A 21,475-nucleotide genomic window follows, 5' to 3' on the forward strand; every position below is an offset into this window, starting at 1 on the left:
CGATAGTGAAGCAGTACCGTGAGGGAAAGGTGAAAAGCACCCCGGAAGGGGAGTGAAATAGAACCTGAAACCGTGTGCTTACAAGAAGTCAGAGCCCGATCTATGGGTGATGGCGTGCCTTTTGTAGAATGAACCGGCGAGTTACGTTCCCATGCAAGGTTAAGGCGAGAAGCCGTAGCCGCAGCGAAAGCGAGTCTGAATAGGGCGATTTAGTATGTGGGCGTAGACCCGAAACCGTGTGATCTACCCCTGTCCAGGGTGAAGGTGCGGTAACACGCACTGGAGGCCCGAACCCACGTATGTTGAAAAATGCGGGGATGAGGTGGGGGTAGCGGAGAAATTCCAATCGAACTCGGAGATAGCTGGTTCTCCCCGAAATAGCTTTAGGGCTAGCCTCGGAATGAAGAGTCGTGGAGGTAGAGCACTGATTGGGTGCGGGGCCCGCAAGGGTTACCAAGCTCAGTCAAACTCCGAATGCCATAGACTTATATCCGGGAGTCAGACAGTGAGTGCTAAGATCCATTGTCAAAAGGGAAACAGCCCAGACCATCAGCTAAGGTCCCCAAGTGTGTGTTAAGTGGGAAAGGATGTGGAGTTGCACAGACAACCAGGATGTTGGCTTAGAAGCAGCCACCATTTAAAGAGTGCGTAATAGCTCACTGGTCGAGTGACTCTGCGCCGAAAATGTAACGGGGCTAAACACACCACCGAAGCTATGGCTTGATGCTTTGCATCAGGGGTAGGGGAGCGTTGTATGTAGGTTGAAGGTGTACCGTAAGGAGCGCTGGACAGCATACAAGTGAGAATGCCGGTATGAGTAACGAAAAGATCAGTGAGAATCTGATCCGCCGAAAGCCCAAGGTTTCCTGAGGAAGGCTCGTCCGCTCAGGGTAAGTCGGGACCTAAGGTGAGGCCGAAAGGCGTAATCGAAGGACAACAGGTTGAAATTCCTGTACCACCGTAAACCGTTATGAACGATGGGGTGACGCAGGAGGGTAGTGACGCGGACTGATGGATGTCCGTCCAAGCAGTGAGGCTGATGTGTAGGCAAATCCGCACATCGATAAGGCTGGGCTGTGATGGGGAGTGAAAATTACAGTAGCGAAGGTCATGATCTCACACTGCCAAGAAAAGCCTCTAGTCAGGTGAAGGTGCCCGTACCGCAAACCGACACAGGTAGGCGAGAAGAGAATTCTAAGGCGCGCGGAAGAACTCTCGTTAAGGAACTCGGCAAAATGACCCCGTAACTTCGGGAGAAGGGGTGCCTCGGTAGGGTGAATAGCCCGAGGGGGCCGCAGTGAAAAGGCCCAAGCGACTGTTTAGCAAAAACACAGGTCTGTGCGAAGCCGTAAGGCGAAGTATACGGGCTGACGCCTGCCCGGTGCTGGAAGGTTAAGGGGAGCGGTTAGGGGTTAAACCCGAAGCTGTGAACCGAAGCCCCAGTAAACGGCGGCCGTAACTATAACGGTCCTAAGGTAGCGAAATTCCTTGTCAGGTAAATTCTGACCCGCACGAATGGCGTAACGACTTGGGCGCTGTCTCAACGAGAGATCCGGTGAAATTTTAATACCTGTGAAGATGCAGGTTACCCGCGACAAGACGGAAAGACCCCATGGAGCTTTACTGCAGCTTGATATTGGATTTGGGTACGATCTGTACAGGATAGGTGGGAGCCTTAGAAGCATGAGCGCCAGCTTGTGTGGAGGCGACGTTGGGATACCACCCTGATCGTATCTAGGTTCTAACCTAGTACCGTGATCCGGTACGGGGACAGTGTCAGGCGGGCAGTTTGACTGGGGCGGTCGCCTCCTAAAGAGTAACGGAGGCGCCCCAAGGTTCCCTCAGAATGGTTGGAAATCATTCGAAGAGTGCAAAGGCATAAGGGAGCTTGACTGCGAGACCTACAAGTCGAGCAGGGACGAAAGTCGGGCTTAGTGATCCGGTGGTACCGCATGGAAGGGCCATCGCTCAACGGATAAAAGCTACCCTGGGGATAACAGGCTTATCTCCCCCAAGAGTCCACATCGACGGGGAGGTTTGGCACCTCGATGTCGGCTCATCGCATCCTGGGGCTGAAGTAGGTCCCAAGGGTTGGGCTGTTCGCCCATTAAAGCGGTACGCGAGCTGGGTTCAGAACGTCGTGAGACAGTTCGGTCCCTATCTGTCGTGGGCGTAGGAAATTTGAGAGGAGCTGTCCTTAGTACGAGAGGACCGGGATGGACGTACCGCTGGTGCACCAGTTGTTCCGCCAGGAGCATGGCTGGGTAGCTACGTACGGACGGGATAAGCGCTGAAAGCATCTAAGCGTGAAGCCCCCCTCAAGATGAGATTTCCCAATTAGTAAGACCCCTTGAAGACGACGAGGTAGATAGGTTGGAGGTGGAAGTGCAGCAATGCATGGAGCTGACCAATACTAATCGGTCGAGGGCTTATCCAAAAAACACCCCAAAAAGTGAAGCAAAGCTTTGAAGCAGATGCCGAATACTTTTCGGGGACCCCGATACCACATCGGGTGAATGCTACGGATTCTAATGTGCTGCAAATATCGTTTCGTATCTAGTTTTCAGGTGATCAAAACTGAATTGTAAGTGTACAAGCTATGCTTGCAAGGAGGATGGTCACGGCATTTGGCGATGCCGTATCCTGAATATACGTTTGGTGGCGATGGCGGAAGGGTTCCACGCGTTCCCATACCGAACACGACCGTTAAGCCTTCCAGCGCCGATGGTACTTGGACCGAAGGGTCCCGGGAGAGTAGGACGTCGCCAAGCGGTACATATTCCCTGATAGCTCAGTTGGTAGAGCACTCGACTGTTAATCGAGTTGTCACAGGTTCGAGTCCTGTTCGGGGAGCCATACGGAGAGGTGTCCGAGTTGGCCGAAGGAGCACGATTGGAAATCGTGTAGGCGCCAAAAGCGTCTCGAGGGTTCGAATCCCTCTCTCTCCGCCAGCAAGGACTTTATATACGGCCCGTTGGTCAAGGGGTTAAGACACCTCCCTTTCACGGAGGTAACAGGGGTTCGAATCCCCTACGGGTCACCACTTTCTTTAATGCATCAGGGGATGAGAATCCCGTCGGTTCGTCGGAGGATAACTTCGTAAGCATAGACTTCGCAGTCGAATGAAGTGAGAGTATCCCCTACGGGTCACCATTTTCTTTAATGCATGTAACAATCCAGATGGAGGCTTAGCTCAGCTGGGAGAGCATCTGCCTTACAAGCAGAGGGTCGGGGGTTCGATCCCCTCAGCCTCCACCATAATTCATCCCCATAAAGTGAAGCTCACGCTTCGCAGGTAATTCCGATTACTTTTCGGGGACCCCATATTAGCAACCCTTTTAATGACGCGGGGTGGAGCAGTTCGGTAGCTCGTCGGGCTCATAACCCGAAGGTCGTAGGTTCAAATCCTGCCCCCGCAACCAATTTATATCGCAATAGCGATAATGCCTCTTGGAACTGTGGTGTAGAGGCCTAACATGCCTGCCTGTCACGCAGGAGATCGCGGGTTCGAATCCCGTCAGTTCCGCCATTCTTATTAGCTTCAGGGATGAGAATCCATATTGGGTTCGTCGGAGCTTAGCTTCGTTAGCATAGACTTCGCAGTCTCGAACGAAGAGAGAGTATCCCGTCAGTTCCGCCATTCTTTAACTCTTAGTAATAAGAGCCATTAGCTCAGTTGGTAGAGCACCTGACTTTTAATCAGGGTGTCGAAGGTTCGAGTCCTTCATGGCTCACCATCTTTACCAAGAGAGCTGGAAACGGAATACATATCATATTTGCGGACGTGGCTCAGCGGTAGAGCATCGCCTTGCCAAGGCGAGGGTCGCGGGTTCGATTCCCGTCGTCCGCTCCATTTTGCGCCCTTAGCTCAGCTGGATAGAGCGTTTGACTACGAATCAAAAGGTCGGGAGTTCGAATCTCTCAGGGCGTGCCATTTTTACAATCAGATGCTTAACTTATGAAATTTCTTTGTGCCGGTGTGGCGGAATTGGCAGACGCGCGCGACTCAAAATCGTGAGGGAAACCGTGGGGGTTCGAGTCCCTTCACCGGCATTAATTAACGGGATGTAGCTCAGCTTGGTAGAGCACCTGGTTTGGGACCAGGGGGTCGCATGTTCAAATCGTGTCATCCCGATTCAAACCGAAAGATCGCTTTCAGTATATCTGAAGGCGATCTTTCTTTGTTATGGATAGAAAATGATGCCAACGGCAAGAGCGGAACTGAATATTTTGACAGCATCCCGGTCACAATATGAAAAACATTGAATAGAAGGGGATAACCTTGAGTGTTTTTCATTTCTTCAAGAAACTGTTCAGAAAACGGTGGAGACGTTGGAGACGCGCGATCTGGTCTTGTTCGATCGTAGTGCTCGTAGGTGTCATGGTATGGTCCGGCCAGAATATAACCGATCAGATGAAGAGGCTGCTCACCGCTACTTTCGATGAAACGCCGCTGGCTGTGGAAACGATGCAATACCTGCAAATCGAGGATGATAAGCAGGAGGAACGCAGGCAGGATCAGAGGGAATTCATGCAGAAGCTGAATACCTCGAAGGGAAAGAAGCATGTTCATGTCCGCATCACGTATGTCTGCGGCATTGAAGAGCAGGATATGGGAAAGCTTACGGCGGACGGCATTTATGAACTGATGAATAAAAATCCTTTATGGCAGGGACGGTTGGATAATAAAGGAAATGTCTGGCTCGAACAAACCGTATCCGACCTCTCACCCGCCTGCAAGCGGCAAGCCTATATGAGCATCGATGCCAACGGGAACTTAACGTTGTTTGACGGCCCGCCGGAAGAAGAGAAGGTCATGCGCACCTTCTTCCAACTGGATGTCGGCTCGATGGAATCCTCTTTGCCTAAAGACGTGATTCAGCAGCTTGAAGAAGGTATTCGAATTCAAGATATGGAAGAGTACAACAGTGTACTGTCAACCTTTAGCGACTATGCACGGGATATGGCCGAAAATGTCATGAGTCCTAGCCCTTGAAACGTCTATGCTTGTCGCTTCATCACCAAAGCCGCAGCTGCCCGGAATTTTTCCGGGCGGTTTTTTGGTGTTTAGCCGTTCCATCGGCGGTGCCGTCAGGGAAGATATAGAACTCTGGCTTACGGGATCAAAGTTTTTCCTCAATTGAGGCCGAACTTTTGTTATAATGGGAGAACGATACATATGTTCGCTTCATCAGAGGAGAGATTGGTTTGCGCATTTTAGGAATCGACCCGGGGATTGCGATTGTGGGCTTCGGGTTTGTCGATAAGGTTGGAAGCAAAGTCACGCCGGTCCAGTATGGCTGCATCCAGACGGAAGCCCATACACCGGATGAAGAGAGGCTGCATCACGTGTATGAAGGCATGCTGCAGCTTATCGATAAATATGAGCCGGAGGCCGTTGCGTTCGAGAAATTGTTTTTTAACCGCAACGTCACCACCGCGATGTCCGTATCCCAGGCGAGAGGAGTTCTCATACTGGCGGCGGTCCAGCGCGGACTCCCGATTGCAGAATATACGCCTATGCAGGTTAAGCAGGCCATCGTCGGCTATGGCAAGGCGGAGAAGAAGCAGGTACAGGAAATGGTCAGGATGTTCCTGAAGCTTCAGAGCATCCCAAAGCCCGACGATGTGGCGGATGCTCTGGCCGTGGCAATCTGCCACGCCCATTCCTACACACTTAATTCCAAATTAAATGAGGTATTGCGAAAATGATCGATTTTTTACGGGGACAAGTTGTCCACTTAGAGAGTGAATATATTGTGCTGGATGTTCAAGGCGTAGGATACCGGGTGTTTTGTCCGAATCCGTATGCTTTTGCCAAAACGGAAGGAACCGTGACGGTCTTCACCCATCATCACGTTCGTGAGGATGCCATTCTGCTGTTTGGGTTTCCGACGCGGGAGGAGCAGAAGCTGTTCCGTAAGCTGATCGAGGTCTCGGGAATCGGCCCGCGCGTGGCGCTCGGCATACTCGGCGGAGGATCTCCGGATCATGTGGTTTCCGCGATCTATCAAGAGAATATATCCTTCTTGATCAAACTTCCGGGAATCGGCAAGAAAACAGCGCAGCGCATGATTTTGGATCTTAAGGATAAGCTTGAGGGCTTCGGGAATGCGAGCATGATGACCGGTCTTTTTGCCATCCAGGAGCCGGAATCGGATGATGGCGGCTCGGCATGGTCCGAGGCTCGCGAGGGCCTGAAGGCGCTCGGTTATACGGATAGCGAGCTGGATAAAGTCTGGCTGAAGATCAAGGATTCCGGCGCAAGCGGCGAATCCGTCGATGTGCTCATGAAACGGGCACTGCAGCAGCTATTCGCTGGATAGATAGAGAATCGCTGCAAGAGAGGAGTTATATAGATGGATGATCGAATTATTTCCGCCAATCTGATGATGGACGAACAGGCTGTCGAACTTAGTCTGCGTCCGCGTTATTTGGCTGAATATATAGGACAGAATCAAGTAAAGGAAAATTTGAAGGTATATATCGAGGCTGCAAAAATGCGCAACGAGGCGCTTGACCACGTGCTGCTGTACGGTCCTCCGGGACTTGGCAAAACGACGCTGGCTAATATTATCGCCAATGAGCTTGGCGTTAATCTGCGGACGACGTCCGGCCCGGCCATCGAACGGCCTGGCGATCTGGCGGCGCTTTTGACCAATCTGCAGGAAGGAGACGTCCTGTTTATTGACGAGATCCACCGGCTGCACCGGACGGTGGAGGAAGTGATGTATCCGGCCATGGAGGATTTTGCGCTGGATATTATGATCGGGAAAGGGCCAAGCGCACGCTCCGTTCGCCTGGATCTTCCGCCGTTCACCCTAATTGGCGCCACAACCCGGGCTGGCCTGCTCTCAGCGCCGCTGAGGGACCGTTTTGGTGTAGTAAGCCGTCTGGAATTCTATACGGTAGATGAGCTGAGCTACATTGTGTCCCGCAATGCTGATCTTTTGGGGATCGAGATATTGGGAGAGGCTGCAGAAGAGATTGCCCTAAGATCTCGGGGGACACCGCGCATTGCGAACCGCCTCTTGAAGCGGGTACGCGATTATGCGCAGGTTCGGGGCGACGGCATGATCACGCCAAGCATCGCGCAGGAAGCGCTGAAGATGCTCCAAATCGATCCGATGGGCCTGGATTTTATCGATCACAAAATGCTGAACGCCATGATCAAGAGCTTCCGCGGGGGACCTGTGGGACTGGATACCATTGCCGCAACCATCGGGGAAGAAAGCCAAACCATAGAGGATGTTTATGAACCGTATCTTCTACAGATCGGTTATTTGCAGCGTACGCCTCGGGGACGCGTCGTAACGCCTACAGCTTATCAGCATTTAGGCATTCCCTTTCCGGAGGATCGCCGCTAACTGAAGGAATCATGACATTTATGCATATACCATATCCAATTAGTTACAGGAGGAAAGACATACATGGATAGGAACTGGACGAAATCATTATTCGGTTGGACCACCAAAGGACTCTTGTCGCTGGCTGTTGCCGGAAGCTTATGGAGCGCGCCCGCCGTGCAAGCAGCCGCCCCTTCGTTAGATACGATTCGGGTTGCGATGTTCCTGGATCTGGGAAGCCAGTATAAATCGACAACCAATGCCGTGACGCTGAAATCCGCCGAGGCTCTAACCGCATCGCTGCTTGCCTCCGGTATTCATCAGACCCTGATGAGCATCCCTGCGAACCAGCAGGTCCGGATGAGCGTGGATACATACCGCGTTAAGGTACTTGAGACAACGGATTGGAAAGCCGCTTCGGAAGCAGCGAAAAAGCTGCAGGCGACAAGTGACAAACCGATGCTGTTTGCGGATGGCAAGATGTACAAGCTGTACGCCGGCATGTACGGTACAGAAAAAGCGGCCGCGGATGCGGCTGCTCGGACAGCGAAGACAGCGGCTGCATATCTGAATGGGCAAACGCCAGCCGTTAAAGGCGCGCTGCATCTGTCTGCCGGATCGTACGGATCGGAGACTGAGGCGGAGACCGTGCGCAAAGCGTATGCCGATGCCGGTCTGGATGCATTCAATGTCATGGTGCCGTCCGGGGAAACTTCGGCTTATGAGGTGTGGGTAGGCGAAGCGGCAAACACGGCCGATCTCGCTGCCGTCAAGAAAGAAGCTGCCAAGGTATCCGGCAGCCTGGTTGAACAGAACGCCAATACGCCGGGTCTTATCATAAGAAGTGACGTAAGCCTGAATCTGGCGGCTCCCCAAGAGGTGACACATTACATGCTGTCAGGTAATCAATCCGTTCTGCGGGTTGATGGGAAGTCAGGAGCGGGAACGAATGTGAAGGAGCGATCCGATCGCTCATATCGGGGCGCTTTGGAGATCGGGCAAAAGAACGGTCAATTATACCTCGTCAACGAATTGCCGTTCCAGCAGTACCTATATTCCGTCGTGGGGGCGGAGGTGCCTTCTTCTTGGGGAACCGAGGCTCTGAAGGCACAGGCCGTGGCAGCGCGCAGCTATGCACTCTTCCAAGGTAATAAATTCGAAGTAGCGCATGTCGTGGACACCACGCTGAGCCAGGCCTATTATGGGACGGCTTATGAGTATCCAAGCATTATTCAGGCAGTGGATGCAACCGATGGCGAAGTCGTCATGAAAGACGGCAAAATCGTGGAAACCGTGTTTTCTTCCAACAGCGGCGGGATGACGGCGGACTCCACCGAGGTCTGGGGCAATCGTAACGATCTGTTTGCCGCGGTGGAAAGCCCTGGCGACTCCTCATCCCAGGCCGCGCTTAAAGCTTGGTATCATGTGCTTCTTCCGAGTGGCGTTACGGGTTACGTGCGTGAGGACAATGTAAAGGAAACCGGCAATGCAACATCGGCAGGTCTTCCTTATATGACTGTTACCGCGAAGGATACCAACGTGCGCCCGCTGCCGCTGATCCAATCGAACGTTGAGCCCGTAAGCAAGATGAATCCGGGAGAAACGGCCGTCGTCCTGAACAAAGTCGCGGAATCCAACAGCTTCGAATGGGTTCGAGGCCCTTATACTTCGGATCAATTGCTGGCCACTTTAAAAGGAAAAACCGCCAATAGCCTGCCGGCCTCCATTACTACGCTGGATGTAACGGAGCGAGGCCCGTCCGGACGGGCCCTCACGGTGAAAGCCAACGGTCAAGTGCTGGACGTAAAATATCCGGATATGTTCCGCTCGGCTTTTAACGGTCTGCCAAGCACATTGTTTGATATTGAATCGACCGGAAGTTATACTGTATTGAGCGCGAAAGGTGCGGTATCAACGGTTTCGAGCGGTCAAACGGTATCCGTCATTTCCGGAAGCGGAAACGGAAACGTCAAAGGCTCCGGCACCGTCGTGATGAATGGAACGGGGACAGCACGCGTAATCGAAAGCTCTCCGGGCTTTAAATTTACCGGTAAAGGCTTCGGCCACGGACTGGGCATGTCGCAATGGGGTGCCAAAGGAATGGCTGACGAAGGGTATGATTATAAGCAGATACTCCAACACTATTACCGCAACACGACTATAACGAAGGACTGACCGACATGAATGTGGATTTGTATGATTTTGAATTACCCGAACACTTAATTGCGCAGACGCCGCTGCTGGATCGAAGTTCTTCCAGGCTTCTCACGCTGAACAAAGAGAGCGGACAGATAAGCCACCAGACGTTTGCGGATATCATAGACAGCCTGAATCCGGGCGATACGCTCGTATTAAACGATACGAAGGTAATCCCGGCCCGATTGTTCGGCGAAAAGGAGGATACCGGCGCGAAAGCCGAGGTCCTTCTGCTGAAGAATATGGGAGAAGACCGTTGGGAAGCACTCGTAAAACCCGGCAAGAAGCTGAAAAAGGGAAACGTGATTTCCTTTGGCGAGGGGAAACTAAAGGCGGTCATCGAGGAGGAAGGAGAAATGGGTGCTCGCACCTTGTCCTTCTCGTATAAGGGGATTTTCCAAGAAATCCTGGATGAACTGGGCCAAATGCCGCTCCCGCCTTATATTAAGGAAAAGCTGGATGATCGCGATCGCTATCAGACCGTATACGCGAAGCATGAAGGATCCGCAGCCGCGCCGACGGCAGGCCTTCATTTCACGGAGGCTCTCCTGGAACAAATCCGGGCCAAGGGAGTGGACATCGCCTTCATCACTTTACATGTGGGACTGGGAACATTCCGCCCGATGTCCGTGGACCAGGTCGAGGACCATGTCATGCATGAAGAGTACTATTCCCTATCCCAGGAAACGGCAGACCTGCTGAATGAAACGAAACGGCGCGGCGGCCGGGTTATCGCCGTAGGAACGACCTCCTGCAGAACGCTGGAGACGGTAGGCTCACAGTTAAAGGGCGAGCCTCTGCGCGAGAGCAGCGGCTGGACAAGCATTTTTATTTATCCGGGATACTCTTTTACCGTGGTGGATGCGCTGATTACGAATTTTCATCTGCCGAAATCCACGCTGGTCATGCTGGTCAGCGCGCTGGCCGGACGCGAACACATCATGCATGCGTACAAGGAAGCCGTTGACAAAGAATACCGTTTCTTCAGCTTTGGCGACGCGATGTTTATCTATTAATTTCGGAGGTTGGTTATTACAATGGCAGCAGCTGTTACTTATGAACATATTAAAACGTGCAAACAATCGGGCGCCAGGCTCGGCAGAGTGCACACCACCCACGGCGTAATCGATACGCCGACATTCATGCCTGTCGGAACGTTGGCAACCGTAAAAACGATGAGCCCGGAAGAGCTTAAAGCGATGGATGCCCACATTATTTTGAGCAACACCTATCACCTCTTCCTGAGACCGGGACATGATATTGTGAAGGAAGCAGGCGGACTGCACAAATTCATGAACTGGGACCGGCCGATATTGACCGATAGCGGCGGTTTCCAGGTATTCAGCCTGGCGGAAATGAGAAAAATATCGGAAGAGGGCGTACATTTCCGTTCGCATTTGAACGGAGATAAACTGTTCATCTCTCCAGAGGTCGCAATGGAGATCCAAAACGCGCTGGGATCTGATATTATGATGGCCTTTGATGAATGCCCGCCTTTTCCTGCGGAGTATGAGTACGTCAAGCAATCCACCGAGCGGACTTCCCGCTGGGCTGAACGCTGCCTGAAGAGTCATGCCAGACCGGAGGACCAAGCCCTGTTCGGCATCGTGCAGGGAGGCATGCATGAGGATCTTCGCCGTCAGAGCGCCCGTGATTTGACTTCCATGGATTTCCCGGGTTATGCTATTGGTGGACTTAGTGTGGGAGAATCGAAGCAGCTTATGTATGAAGTGCTGGATTACACGGTGCCCCTGCTGCCGAACAATAAGCCTCGCTATTTGATGGGAGTCGGATCACCGGATGCGTTGATTGAGGGCTCGATTCGTGGTGTGGATATGTTCGATTGCGTGCTTCCGACGCGGATCGCCCGCAACGGGACAACGATGACAAGTCAAGGCCGTCTTGTCGTTCGAAATGCTCAATATGCCAGGGATTACGGACCGCTGGATCCGGAATGCGACTGCTATACCTGCCGTAACTACTCGCGTGCTTATCTGCGCCATCTGATCAAGAGCGACGAAACGTTCGGACTGCGATTGACGACGTATCATAATCTGCATTTCCTGATCAATTTGATGCGGAGCGTGCGTCAGAGTATTATGGAAGACCGTCTGCTTGATTTCCGCGATGAGTTTTTTGATAAGTACGGCCTACACGATAATGAAAAAGGGTTCTAAAGCAAGATCATGGCCATCATGATAAGTTTGTGAAAGGGGGAAAGAAATGTTTGGTTCATTTGAACTCGCAGCAGCGCAAGGTCAGGGTGGAGGCATTTTGGGGTTGATTTTGCCTTTCGTTCTGATGTTCGTCATCTTTTATTTTCTGCTTATCCGTCCACAGCAGAAGAAACAGAAAACAAGAAACGCAATGCTTAGCGCCTTGTCCAAAGGCGATAAAGTGGTAACGATCGGAGGCCTTCATGGGACGATCGTGGAGATTACCGACGACATCGTGGTTTTGAAAGTGAACGACGTAACGAAGTTGACGTTCGACCGCAACTCGGTAAGCCATAGCGTGAATACGGATGCATAATCTCGTTTCACCTACATATGGAAAGTCATCGCTATAAACAAAGGCCGACTCCTTTTAGGAATCGGCCTTTGTTTTTTTATCACTGGGCGTGAAGTGCACTAAAGTCGTTGCAAGGTTTTATTTTTTTAAGTTAACCCCGAACATTCCCCCGATGGCCCCGGCAGCAAAAACCGTGGCAATCAGCGTCAAATCTCCGAGTGACAAGGAACTATCCAAGGCTAGAAAGCCGATGACGAGCAGCGTAATCCCATATACCAGCCCGGTCAGGCAGCCATAATACCAGCCTTTGTTACCTGCGCGTTTGCCGCTCACACAGCCCCCAATAAAGGCCGCGACGGCATGTACCAGAAACGTGTAGAACGATAAATCATCCTCGGCCAGTCCGCTGCCCCACAGCAGCAGGGATAGCGCCAATGCGCCAAGAAACATCCAGAAATAAGAATACAAGAGTCCTGAAAGAATCGGATTGGTGATCCTGAAAGTGAATACTCGCCGGATCGGTTCCATGAATCATCCCCCTTAACAAATCTTGATAATTCCATTGTATGGCCAAGCCTGTACATATAGTACAAACTGAACATTTTGCATCGGGTTTTGCAGGATTACCATTAATTAATCAATTGTAATCGAATGGGAAGAGCTGCGGCAGGCCAGAATAGCTGTACATGAGAATGTTCGACAAGCTAGGGAGGGATTGTTTATGTCTCATATGACTATTCTGATTCTGCGGACCGTTCTGATGTATGTGGTTATCTTTGTTACCATGAGAATCATGGGCAAACGGGAAATCGGAAAGCTGTCTATCTTCGATTTGGTCATATCCGTCATGATCGCGGAGATCGCCGTTTTTGTCCTCGAAGATGTCCATAAACCGATTTGGGACGGACTAGCTCCTATCGCCGTGTTGGTTGCCATTCAGGTAGGACTTGCCTACATCGGCCTGAAAAATCGAAGCATACGGCTGTTTGCGGACGGAAAACCCAGCATACTGGTATCCCGAGGCAAGCTTCACCGCAAAGAGATGTCAAAGCTTCGCTACAATCTGGATGATCTGATGCAGCAATTAAGGGGAAAGGACATCGACAGTTTGGCAGACGTGGAATTTGCGATTCTCGAAACTTCCGGCCAGCTCACCGTTATTCCAAAAGATGCGGATAACGGTTCGAACCGCTCGAATAGTTCATCAAGTTCTTCCAACGCCTCAAGCTCCACTCATTCTTCAGGTGCTTTATCCAAGGCCAAATCCGAAACAGGAAACCCTACCGTTGTTGATATTCCATACGATAAAATTACGTACGAAGGACTGCCCATTCCGCTTATATTGGATGGAAAGGTGCAGGACGAAAACCTTGAACTGATTGAAAAAACAAGGTTCTGGCTGAAAAACGAGATTCAAAACCACGGAGCCAAGGATTTTAAGGATATCTTCCTATGCTCCATCGACCATAAAGGACGTATTTACATCGACCGCAAAGACAGGGACTAGCGGCGGCTAAACTTGTTGAACCAGGTACCGACGACAGGGACGCGTTCCAGATCCCGGGGCGTTACCAGCTTGGTCATGAAAATCATGATGAAATAGACCAGGATGCCAACCACGATCGAGGTCCAAAACTGCAGCCAGGGGGTCGTTGAGAACGGAAGATGTCTATACCCGTAAAGAACGCAGGCACCCATAATGATCATGACGGCAGCGATTTTGACATAGTCGAGCAGGCGGAAGCGAAAGCCGATCAGCCTGGAGAGACTAAAACCGTGAAGCAATGTAACCGCGATGCTGTTAACGATGATGGCAATGACGGCCCCTATGATGCCGAAGGCGGGGTTGGATGCCAAATATACGATAAGGCTCATCTTGATGATCGCACCGAATAAGGTATTCAACAATGCCCGTCCCGGGCGGTCCAATGCTTGCAAGGCAGCTTGAAGCGGGGACTGCACATACAGAAACAAGGCAAAGGGCGCCATGATTTTGAGCATATCGCTAATCTCGGCGTTGTCGTAGAGCAGCAGGCACAGCGGCTCAGCCAGGACAAACATAATGATGGCAAACGGAGCTCCCGAGACAAGAGCCAGCCGAAGGGATTGATTCATTCGCTTATGGATGGTAGGCCGGTCGTTGCGGGCCGCTGCCTCCGATAGGGAAGGCACCAGGGAGATGGCCAGGGAAACGGTCAACGCACCGGGCAATAGCAGGAGCGGGATGATCATGCCTTGCAGAGCGCCGTATTGGGCGGTGGCCACGGATGTCGCGATACCTGCCATGGCGAGGCTGCGATTGGTCAGTATCGTTTCCAGCAGGTAGGAGAAGGACCCTACCATCTTTCCGCCCGTTACAGGCAATGCAATGCCGAATAACCGCTTCAGGATGCCTTTATTCGAAGAAGAGTCTTCCGGCGCTTTTTTTTCAGATACGGCTTCTTGTGGCTTAGGTAAAAGTTTGTTCGTTCTTCGGCCCTCGCCGGAATATTGCAGCAGCAGCGCAATCATGCCAATCAGCTCGCCCACGGCTGTTCCAAGCATGGCCCCGGCTGCCCCGTAAGCGATGCCTTTGGGCATCAGGAGATGCGCAAACCACAACATGCAAATAATTCGGACTATCGTCTCGATAACGGAGGAGCTTGCAGAGGGGATCATATTTTGTTTGCCCTGGAAATATCCCCGGTAGACCGACGAAACGGCAATGATGATCATCATGGGCGTCATGCTGATGAAGGTTTGATATACACGCTCGTCCGGCAAAAGCACGCCGGTTACCCAAGGAGCAAGCAGCAGGCTGAGTCCCGTGAAGAGAGCTCCTGCCGTAATCGTCAGCATCAGGCTGACATGCAGAATTTGCTTGGAAGCATCAGGCTTCCCGGCACCTTCCGCTTCGGCGACCATTTTGGCAATAGCTAGCGGAATACCGCCCGTGATGATGGTCACGAGCACGATAAAGAAGGGGTACCCCAATTGGTAAATTCCGACACCCTCAGGTCCGATGATCCGGGGAAGGGCGATCCGGGGGATAAAACCGAGTAGGCGGTTTAATATGCCGGCTGCAAGTAAAATCAGCGTTCCTTTAATAAACGATTGCTTGTTCACTGTCCATCCCACTCCCTGGTTAAGGCTGAATACGTTGACACGACATGGCTATTCTTATGGATATGCCCTACCTGTCCCATCTGATGACTTTACTTTTTTTTCTGGACATGGTAGGAATAGAAGGAAAGCCATATGTCATGTCGAATGTAACTTAGGGACAACAGGGAGTCAGTGAGGAGGCCATATGCATGGAACTCGAGCAAATGAGCGAGGAAGAATTGATGAGCACCATTGAGATGATATGCTTGAGCAAGGTTGAGGAAATGCATTTGATTGGGTACGAGTATGTGACGAGCGACGATATTTGGAACTGTGTCAGCAGCAAGTACGAAAAGGAAGGCGTTCCGTCCCTCCACCAATTGGTCAACGACATTCTGTCCTTGAAAGCAACAGCCTTGATGAACTATATGACAATATCAGCATATAAGGGATCTTCTTTCGATTAATCGAAGAGGTCCCTTTTGCCTTGCGGATATAAGGGTTCATCCATAAGCCCGACAAATTTTGATAAATTGACTGGGTTTTATGACATCGCTATAATAGGAATATTGAGTAAAAAGGGGGAACAAGGGACGGCATGAAGAGAATTATCAGTTTCGTCGGAACCGTGCTCGTGATCACTATTTTAATGGCCGTTACAACTCCAGGCTTGCTGAAAGACGTCCGTCTAGGTTTGGATCTAAAGGGTGGATTCGAAATCCTTTATGAAGCAGAACCGTTGATGGAAGGGCAGCAGGTTACCAAAGAAGCGCTGCAGGAAACCGCAAAGAGCTTGCAAAAGCGTGCGGATGCGATGGGAACATCGGAGCCTGAGGTTACGCCGGAAGGGGCGAACCGGATTCGCTTGAAGGTGGCGGGCGTAACGGATGAGGCCGAAGTTCGAAAAACAATGAAAGAACCTGCGAACCTCACATTCCGAAGCAATGACGGCTGTAAAGAAGGCGAGGAGTTCTGTAAAATAGAGCTCCGCGGCGACGATTTCGTCGAGAACGGCGCATCGGTAGCCTATGACCAGCTTAATCAGCCTATGATAGATATTAAAGTGAAGGACAAAGGGAAGTTTGCTGAAATTACAGAACGTCTTCTCGGTCAAGAGCTGGCTATCTTCATGGACGACCAATTGCTGTCAGCTCCAACGGTACGAGCCGTATTAACGGACGGTACCGCGCAAATTACAGGGAACTACTCGCTTGATGAAGCGAAGCAGATCCGGGATACGATCAATCTCGGCGCCCTGCCGCTGAAGCTGGTCGAGAAATATTCGCAGAGCGTAGGGGCTACGCTTGGCATGCAATCTCTTACAAAAACTTTAGAAGCCGGTCTGATCGCTTCCGTCGCGATTTTGCTGTTCATGATTATCCGATATCGCGTACCGGGCTTGCTGGCAAGTTTCGCACTTATTTTGCACACATGGCTGCTGATCCTTATTTTCGTATGGGCTGACTTTACGTTGACGCTTCCAGGCATTGCGGCATTTATATTAGGTATTGGTATGGCGGTGGATGCCAACATTATCACCTATGAACGCATTCGGGAAGAGATCAAGACAGGCAAAAGCGTGCCATCTGCAGTGAAATCAGGCGGTAAATCCTCCCTGCGCGCCATTATGGACTCCAACTTGACGACGATTCTCGTTGCCGCTGTCATGTTCGGATTCGGTACCGGTGCGGTAAAAGGTTTTGCCCTTGTATTGATTTTGGAGATCATCGTTAGTATTGCCACGAACGTTTATTTCTCCCGTTTCCTGCTCAATCTGCTTGTGAATATCGGTTGGGCCCGCAAACCGAGCCATTATGGCGTAAAGGAGCGTGACATTCGTGAGCTTTAAGAACTTCGATTTCGTAGGCAAAAGCAGAATTTTCTACGTACTATCCATTGTAATTACGATTTTGGGCTTAGTTTTTCTCCTGACTCGCGGTCTTAACTACGGAGTTGATTTCCAATCCGGCTCGAACGTGGACATTTCACTCTCCAAACCGTTGACTACGGAGCAAATCAATACCGTATTAGAGGATGCCGGAATCGGGGAGGATGCGAGCGTTACTCCGGGTAATGACCGCGTCAACATCCGATTCAGCGAGGTGCTGACCGAGGATCAGGATCAGAAGCTTCGTTCCGGCATCGAGAAGCTGGACGAGAAGGCAACCTTTGAAATTAATACGGTTGATCCCGAGATGGCCAAAGAGCTGGGACGAAACGCAATTTATGCCGTATTGATTTCCTGTATCGGGATTATCATTTATGTCAGCATCCGCTTTGAATGGCGGTTTGCGATTGCAGCGATCGTAGCGCTCCTGCATGATGCCTTCGTTGTCATCAGTATCTTCTCCATCCTTGGATTAGAGGTGGACCTGACATTCATCATCGCCGTCCTGACCATCATTGGTTATTCGATCAACGATACCATCGTTATCTTTGACCGGATCCGGGAAAACCTGCGGTTTGCGAAGATTAAGAGGGTCTCGGATCTCAAGGATCTGGTTAACAAAAGTTTGTCGCAGACGATCGGGCGCTCGATCTATACGGCCTTGTCCGTATTCATCGCTGCATTCTTCATGCTCCTCTTGGGCGGCGAGTCGATCCAGATGTTCTCGCTGGCCATTTGTATCGGTTTGGCATTCGGCGCGTACTCTTCGATCTTTATCGCAAGTCCGTTGTGGCTCCTTCTTAAAGGCCGCAACGTGAGCAATAAGCCGAATTCGCCGAAGCCAAGCAAAGATAAAATCGAAATTTAATTAAACCGCTGAAGGGCGTTTGCAGTCCAGATATCAGAAGATCCTATACAAGTGAAAGCCGCGTCGCAGGCGACGCGGCTTTCTAAAGTTAGCAGCAGGCAGCATGACGAGTACAGGATCGACAGTGACATTGAGGGGGGCCTCAAGTGAGCAATGAACGCTTGAATCATACGGAGACTGTCCTATGGACAGGCATTGTAACGGATTTGGCATTAGCCTTGTGCAAAGGGATAGCCGGTTACTTATCCGGCAGCAAGGCTCTCATCGGAGATGCCCTGCATTCTGCGGCGAATGCCGTAACTTTATTGGTGGACCGGTTGCCAAGCCTTGGCATATTCGGTACGAAAAGTCCGATGCGGGACAAACGGAACGTTTCGAGTACGACGGAGCCCGTCATATCGATCTTATTTGCCGTGTTATTGATCATGGGCGGCATTCAAATTGCGGTATCCGCGATCCAGACCATGGCATCGGATAACCTCGAGCCGCCGGCCACATCGGCGCTCCTTGCAATTTTCATATCGATGGCGGTGAACGAAGCGGTATTCCAATATCAAAGCTGGCAGATGAAAAGACTGCATGATCCCCGGTACGAAATGCTGTCGGCTGATCATCGGTTTGCCTTATATTCATCGCTAACGGTATTGATCGGTGTGTCGCTATCCATGGCAGGCTCCTATTTTGAATGGTCGCCTCTATTCTACATGGATTCCATAGCGGCTCTTACCGTGGCTTGTCTCGTGGTCCGGAAAGGATATATACTCATCGTTCATTCCGTTTACGGCACGCTTGCGGAGGAGAAACGCCATGAACACGAAGCCGAGTTCATGGATACGATTCAGCGGGTTCACGGCGTGATCACGATCGAGGAGCTGAAGGTTCAAGAATACGGACAGATTCGCCACGTGAACATCGAAGTGAAAATCACCGTGAATCCGAGAACGTCCGTATTGGAAGCTCAGGAAATTGCCGAGCGAATCCGGAAGCTGTTGACCCATCGATTTATTCAGGTTACGGATGCCAAGGTTCACGTTGTGCCTTATGAACCCGGGTACCCGTATAAATCGAACTATGACTTGATGGACAACGATATGCCGACACTGCCGCAATAAGGGCGGAGCTTTTAAGACAGCAGGAAATAGGCAGGAAAAGGAAGGTGAATCCCTGTGCTGTATTCCAAATATGAATGGAGAATACGAGAGGCAGCGTCAACGATCACCGAACGGCTGGCCCATGATTTGTCGCTGCCACCCATCGTGGCTTCACTCATGGCGTCCCGGGGGATACAATCAGCCGAGGATGGCCGGGAATTTTTATATGGAACGTTTGAGCTGACGCACGACCCTTATCTCATGCAGGGAATGCGGGAGGCCGTGCCGCGCATCCGCAAAGCGCTGGAGGATCGGGAGCATATTCTGATCTACGGCGATTATGACGCGGACGGGGTTTCCAGCACATCATTGATGATTCATCTGATGCGTTATTTGGGAGCATCTTATGATATTTATATCCCTCACCGATCCAATGAAGGTTATGGCTTACATAATCATGCGCTGGATTGGGCCCATCAGCAAGGGGTCAGTCTGGTGATTACCGTAGATACCGGAATTAGTGCGGTCGAGCAAATCGCGTATGCCAACAGCCTTGGCATCGACGTCATCGTCACCGACCATCATGAACCGCCTGAGGTGCTGCCTGAGGCATATGCATTGATCAATCCGAAGATCCCGACATGCCCGTATCCCTTTAAGGGGCTGGCCGGCGTAGGCGTGGCTTACAAATTGGCACAGGCTCTCGTGGGTGACCCGCCGGAGGAATGGCTCCAGATCGTTTCGATCGGAACGATCGCTGACTTGATGCCGCTCACGGGGGAGAATCGGGTGCTTGTGAAGCACGGTATCGAATCGATGCGAAAAACGCGGTATGAAGGCATCCGCAGCTTGCTTGAGGTATCGGGAATTCATGTAGAGCAGGTGACGGCCGTTAACGTGGCCTTCTCCATGGCACCACGGATTAACGCCAGCGGCCGCTTGGACCATGCAGGCCGTGCCGTTACGCTGCTTACAACGGAGCACAGGGAAGAGGCAGAGCGCCTTGCTTGGGAGCTGGACGGACTGAACAAGGATCGGCAGCAAGTGGTCGAAAACATCGTCCAGGAAGCGCTGGGGATGGTTCAAGACCGCTGGAGAGGGCAGGAGATCCCGCCTGTTATCGTACTGGCGGGCGAGGGCTGGAATGTCGGCGTGGTCGGCATCGTGGCTTCCAAAATCCTGGAGCGCTTTTACCGCCCCGTTGTAATTCTCGGGATTGATCCCGAAACGGGAAACTGTAAAGGCTCTGCCCGTTCGATTCCGGGATTCGATATCTATGCGGCTTTGCTTTCTTGCAAAGACGTCATGGACCACTTTGGCGGCCATCCTTCCGCAGCCGGCATGAGCCTCCATCGAGACCGCTTGGCGGCATTCGAACAGGGACTTCATCGATATGCGGAGGATGCGCTCGAAGCAGAGCATCTGATTGCCGTTTGCGAAGCGGACCTTGAAGCCAGTTTGTCGGAGGTATCCGTACCCATTCTGGAACAGATGGAACAGTTAGGCCCGTTCGGCATGGCGAATGCCGTACCGAAGATCGTTTTTCGGGACGTTGTCATCAAGGACGTCCGCAAGATCGGCAAAGAAGGGAAACATCTGAAGCTTCGTTTGCAGCAAAAGCGGGAGGTTATCGATGCGATCTCATTCGGCTGGGGCCATCTTGCCGATATTCTGCCGGTGGGTTCGGTTGTGGATGTGCTTGGCGAGCTTTCCGTCAATGAATGGAACGGGAGCCGTAAAGTGCAGCTCATGATTCAGGATATCTGCGCCCCTTATCAGCAGGTGTTTGATTACCGCGGGATCAAAGAACCGATCCGGGAGATCCAGAGGTGGAGAGCTGAACTGGAGCCGCATCTGCGGTGCCCGGCTGTCCGTTCCGCGGTGGTGTACGCAAAAGATTCACATCCGGAAATAAAAAGTCAATTGTATGATATGTGCCTTTGGGTATATGATAGGAATGCTGGCATCGTGCCGGATAATGAAATCGCCGCGAGCGGCAGTCAAGAAGACATTTCCGTTTTGTTCGTACTGGATGTACCGGAGACGGCTGAGCAGCTCGCTGCATTCATGTCAGCCTTCCATTCCGTTCCCAATATATTTATGTTACATCCGACCCGGAACCTGCGCGAACGGCTGCAAATTCCGGACCGGGAACAGTTTAAGAAGCTGTACGTATCACTCGCTGGACTGACGTCCGCTCCCATGCCGGAAAAAGAGGTCGTAGCACGTCTACAGAAGCAGACTTCGTTGTCATCGCGCATGCTGGTCAAAGTACTGGATGTCTTTGAAGAATTGGCATTCATTCAGCGTGACCAGGGACAAATTACCTTTGTACCGAAGCCGGAGAAAAAACCGCTCGACGCATCCCGTCACTTCCGGGAATTAAGCGACTTGGCGGATATGGAGCAGCATCTGCTGCATGCCGGCACCGAACAGTTAACCCAGTGGATGACGTCCCGTACAAAAGGCGTATCTTAACCGCAACTATACA

The 21,475-nt window shown here is 51.5% G+C and carries 16 protein-coding genes, 11 tRNA genes and 2 rRNA genes (1 of these 29 only partly in view); 27 read left to right on the forward strand and 2 right to left on the reverse strand.

Annotation, left to right across the window (positions count from 1 at the left end):
- The 21 genes from P0X86_RS08355 to yajC all read left to right on the forward strand — a co-directional run.
- Positions 1 to 2,437 (forward strand): 23S ribosomal RNA (locus P0X86_RS08355) (it extends 492 nt beyond the left edge of the window).
- Between the two features lie 217 nt (positions 2,438 to 2,654).
- Positions 2,655 to 2,771 (forward strand): 5S ribosomal RNA (gene rrf, locus P0X86_RS08360).
- Positions 2,772 to 2,780: 9 nt separating this feature from the next.
- Positions 2,781 to 2,856, forward strand: a tRNA-Asn gene (locus P0X86_RS08365).
- A 3-nt stretch (positions 2,857 to 2,859) separates the two neighbouring features.
- Positions 2,860 to 2,951: transfer RNA gene (locus tag P0X86_RS08370), tRNA-Ser, on the forward strand.
- 17 nt (positions 2,952 to 2,968) lie between these two features.
- Positions 2,969 to 3,043: transfer RNA gene (locus P0X86_RS08375), tRNA-Glu, on the forward strand.
- A 139-nt stretch (positions 3,044 to 3,182) separates the two neighbouring features.
- Positions 3,183 to 3,258 (forward strand) — tRNA-Val (locus tag P0X86_RS08380).
- Positions 3,259 to 3,345: 87 nt separating this feature from the next.
- A tRNA-Met gene (locus P0X86_RS08385) sits at positions 3,346 to 3,422 on the forward strand.
- 30 nt (positions 3,423 to 3,452) lie between these two features.
- Positions 3,453 to 3,529: transfer RNA gene (locus tag P0X86_RS08390), tRNA-Asp, on the forward strand.
- A 132-nt stretch (positions 3,530 to 3,661) separates the two neighbouring features.
- Positions 3,662 to 3,737: transfer RNA gene (locus P0X86_RS08395), tRNA-Lys, on the forward strand.
- A gap of 41 nt (positions 3,738 to 3,778) precedes the next feature.
- Positions 3,779 to 3,853 (forward strand) — tRNA-Gly (locus tag P0X86_RS08400).
- Between the two features lie 4 nt (positions 3,854 to 3,857).
- A tRNA-Arg gene (locus tag P0X86_RS08405) sits at positions 3,858 to 3,934 on the forward strand.
- A 39-nt stretch (positions 3,935 to 3,973) separates the two neighbouring features.
- Positions 3,974 to 4,053, forward strand: a tRNA-Leu gene (locus tag P0X86_RS08410).
- Positions 4,054 to 4,061: 8 nt separating this feature from the next.
- Positions 4,062 to 4,135: transfer RNA gene (locus P0X86_RS08415), tRNA-Pro, on the forward strand.
- A gap of 147 nt (positions 4,136 to 4,282) precedes the next feature.
- Positions 4,283 to 4,996 carry a BofC C-terminal domain-containing protein gene (locus P0X86_RS08420; protein ID WP_015734032.1) on the forward strand — a complete coding sequence of 238 codons (714 nt, stop codon included), beginning with the start codon at positions 4,283 to 4,285 and terminating at the stop codon, positions 4,994 to 4,996.
- A 212-nt stretch (positions 4,997 to 5,208) separates the two neighbouring features.
- On the forward strand, positions 5,209 to 5,712 hold the full coding sequence (gene ruvC, locus P0X86_RS08425) for a crossover junction endodeoxyribonuclease RuvC (protein WP_009592782.1): 504 nt from the start codon (positions 5,209 to 5,211) through the stop codon (positions 5,710 to 5,712).
- The gene (ruvA, locus tag P0X86_RS08430; protein ID WP_009592777.1) at positions 5,709 to 6,326 is read left to right on the forward strand and encodes a Holliday junction branch migration protein RuvA; all 618 of its coding nucleotides are present in this window, start codon (positions 5,709 to 5,711) and stop codon (positions 6,324 to 6,326) included. Before ruvC ends, ruvA begins: the two co-directional genes overlap by 4 nt.
- A 33-nt stretch (positions 6,327 to 6,359) precedes the next feature.
- Complete coding sequence (ruvB, locus tag P0X86_RS08435) at positions 6,360 to 7,367, forward strand: Holliday junction branch migration DNA helicase RuvB (RefSeq protein ID WP_009592741.1); 1,008 nt, start codon at positions 6,360 to 6,362, stop codon at positions 7,365 to 7,367.
- 63 nt (positions 7,368 to 7,430) lie between these two features.
- A complete protein-coding gene (locus tag P0X86_RS08440) occupies positions 7,431 to 9,521 on the forward strand; it encodes a SpoIID/LytB domain-containing protein (RefSeq protein WP_277748307.1) in 2,091 nt (696 codons plus the stop codon).
- Between the two features lie 5 nt (positions 9,522 to 9,526).
- Positions 9,527 to 10,558 (forward strand): tRNA preQ1(34) S-adenosylmethionine ribosyltransferase-isomerase QueA, encoded by a 1,032-nt coding sequence (gene queA / locus P0X86_RS08445; RefSeq protein WP_096772924.1) that lies wholly within the window; start codon positions 9,527 to 9,529, stop codon positions 10,556 to 10,558.
- A gap of 21 nt (positions 10,559 to 10,579) precedes the next feature.
- Entirely contained in the window at positions 10,580 to 11,719 is a 1,140-nt protein-coding gene (gene tgt / locus P0X86_RS08450; RefSeq protein WP_277748308.1) for a tRNA guanosine(34) transglycosylase Tgt, read from the forward strand.
- A gap of 46 nt (positions 11,720 to 11,765) precedes the next feature.
- On the forward strand, positions 11,766 to 12,074 hold the full coding sequence (gene yajC / locus P0X86_RS08455; RefSeq protein WP_015734037.1) for a preprotein translocase subunit YajC: 309 nt from the start codon (positions 11,766 to 11,768) through the stop codon (positions 12,072 to 12,074).
- A gap of 117 nt (positions 12,075 to 12,191) precedes the next feature.
- Here yajC and P0X86_RS08460 read toward each other — a convergent pair whose 3' ends face one another.
- Positions 12,192 to 12,581 (reverse strand): TIGR04086 family membrane protein, encoded by a 390-nt coding sequence (locus tag P0X86_RS08460; protein WP_015734038.1) that lies wholly within the window; start codon positions 12,579 to 12,581, stop codon positions 12,192 to 12,194.
- A gap of 193 nt (positions 12,582 to 12,774) precedes the next feature.
- Between P0X86_RS08460 and P0X86_RS08465 the strand changes: the two genes are divergently transcribed.
- Positions 12,775 to 13,560 (forward strand): YetF domain-containing protein, encoded by a 786-nt coding sequence (locus tag P0X86_RS08465; protein WP_015734039.1) that lies wholly within the window; start codon positions 12,775 to 12,777, stop codon positions 13,558 to 13,560.
- On the opposite strand, the gene spoVB is transcribed toward P0X86_RS08465, so the two are convergent.
- Positions 13,557 to 15,158 (reverse strand): stage V sporulation protein B, encoded by a 1,602-nt coding sequence (gene spoVB, locus P0X86_RS08470; protein ID WP_096772929.1) that lies wholly within the window; start codon positions 15,156 to 15,158, stop codon positions 13,557 to 13,559. The genes P0X86_RS08465 and spoVB overlap by 4 nt on opposite strands.
- A gap of 188 nt (positions 15,159 to 15,346) precedes the next feature.
- Here spoVB and P0X86_RS08475 point away from each other — a divergent pair, with 188 nt between their 5' ends.
- The 5 genes from P0X86_RS08475 (at position 15,347) to recJ (ending at position 21,462) form a co-directional block, all read left to right on the forward strand.
- The gene (locus tag P0X86_RS08475) at positions 15,347 to 15,604 is read left to right on the forward strand and encodes a post-transcriptional regulator (RefSeq protein WP_277748309.1); all 258 of its coding nucleotides are present in this window, start codon (positions 15,347 to 15,349) and stop codon (positions 15,602 to 15,604) included.
- A gap of 131 nt (positions 15,605 to 15,735) precedes the next feature.
- Entirely contained in the window at positions 15,736 to 16,986 is a 1,251-nt protein-coding gene (gene secD, locus P0X86_RS08480) for a protein translocase subunit SecD (RefSeq protein WP_009592810.1), read from the forward strand.
- The gene (secF, locus tag P0X86_RS08485; RefSeq protein WP_049788676.1) at positions 16,976 to 17,893 is read left to right on the forward strand and encodes a protein translocase subunit SecF; all 918 of its coding nucleotides are present in this window, start codon (positions 16,976 to 16,978) and stop codon (positions 17,891 to 17,893) included. The genes secD and secF overlap by 11 nt, the downstream gene beginning before the upstream one ends.
- A 146-nt stretch (positions 17,894 to 18,039) precedes the next feature.
- Positions 18,040 to 19,005: a cation diffusion facilitator family transporter gene (locus P0X86_RS08490; protein WP_277748310.1), complete on the forward strand. Its 966-nt coding sequence runs from the start codon at positions 18,040 to 18,042 to the stop codon at positions 19,003 to 19,005.
- Positions 19,006 to 19,059: 54 nt separating this feature from the next.
- Complete coding sequence (gene recJ / locus P0X86_RS08495) at positions 19,060 to 21,462, forward strand: single-stranded-DNA-specific exonuclease RecJ (RefSeq protein ID WP_251493454.1); 2,403 nt, start codon at positions 19,060 to 19,062, stop codon at positions 21,460 to 21,462.
- Positions 21,463 to 21,475: the final 13 nt, after the last annotated feature.

It is taken from the genome of Paenibacillus sp. BR1-192 (assembly GCF_029542445.1).
GTDB classification, from domain to species: domain Bacteria; phylum Bacillota; class Bacilli; order Paenibacillales; family Paenibacillaceae; genus Paenibacillus_AQ; species Paenibacillus_AQ lautus_A.

Coding starts and splice junctions, on each gene's coding strand:
- ruvA (WP_009592777.1), top strand. CDS start 5,709: ATGATCGATTTTTTACGGGGACAAGTTGTCCACTTAGAGAGTGAATAT.
- ruvB (WP_009592741.1), top strand. CDS start 6,360: ATGGATGATCGAATTATTTCCGCCAATCTGATGATGGACGAACAGGCT.
- P0X86_RS08440 (WP_277748307.1), top strand. CDS start 7,431: ATGGATAGGAACTGGACGAAATCATTATTCGGTTGGACCACCAAAGGA.
- queA (WP_096772924.1), top strand. CDS start 9,527: ATGAATGTGGATTTGTATGATTTTGAATTACCCGAACACTTAATTGCG.
- tgt (WP_277748308.1), top strand. CDS start 10,580: ATGGCAGCAGCTGTTACTTATGAACATATTAAAACGTGCAAACAATCG.
- yajC (WP_015734037.1), top strand. CDS start 11,766: ATGTTTGGTTCATTTGAACTCGCAGCAGCGCAAGGTCAGGGTGGAGGC.
- P0X86_RS08460 (WP_015734038.1), bottom strand. CDS start 12,581: ATGGAACCGATCCGGCGAGTATTCACTTTCAGGATCACCAATCCGATT.
- P0X86_RS08465 (WP_015734039.1), top strand. CDS start 12,775: ATGTCTCATATGACTATTCTGATTCTGCGGACCGTTCTGATGTATGTG.
- P0X86_RS08475 (WP_277748309.1), top strand. CDS start 15,347: ATGGAACTCGAGCAAATGAGCGAGGAAGAATTGATGAGCACCATTGAG.
- secD (WP_009592810.1), top strand. CDS start 15,736: ATGAAGAGAATTATCAGTTTCGTCGGAACCGTGCTCGTGATCACTATT.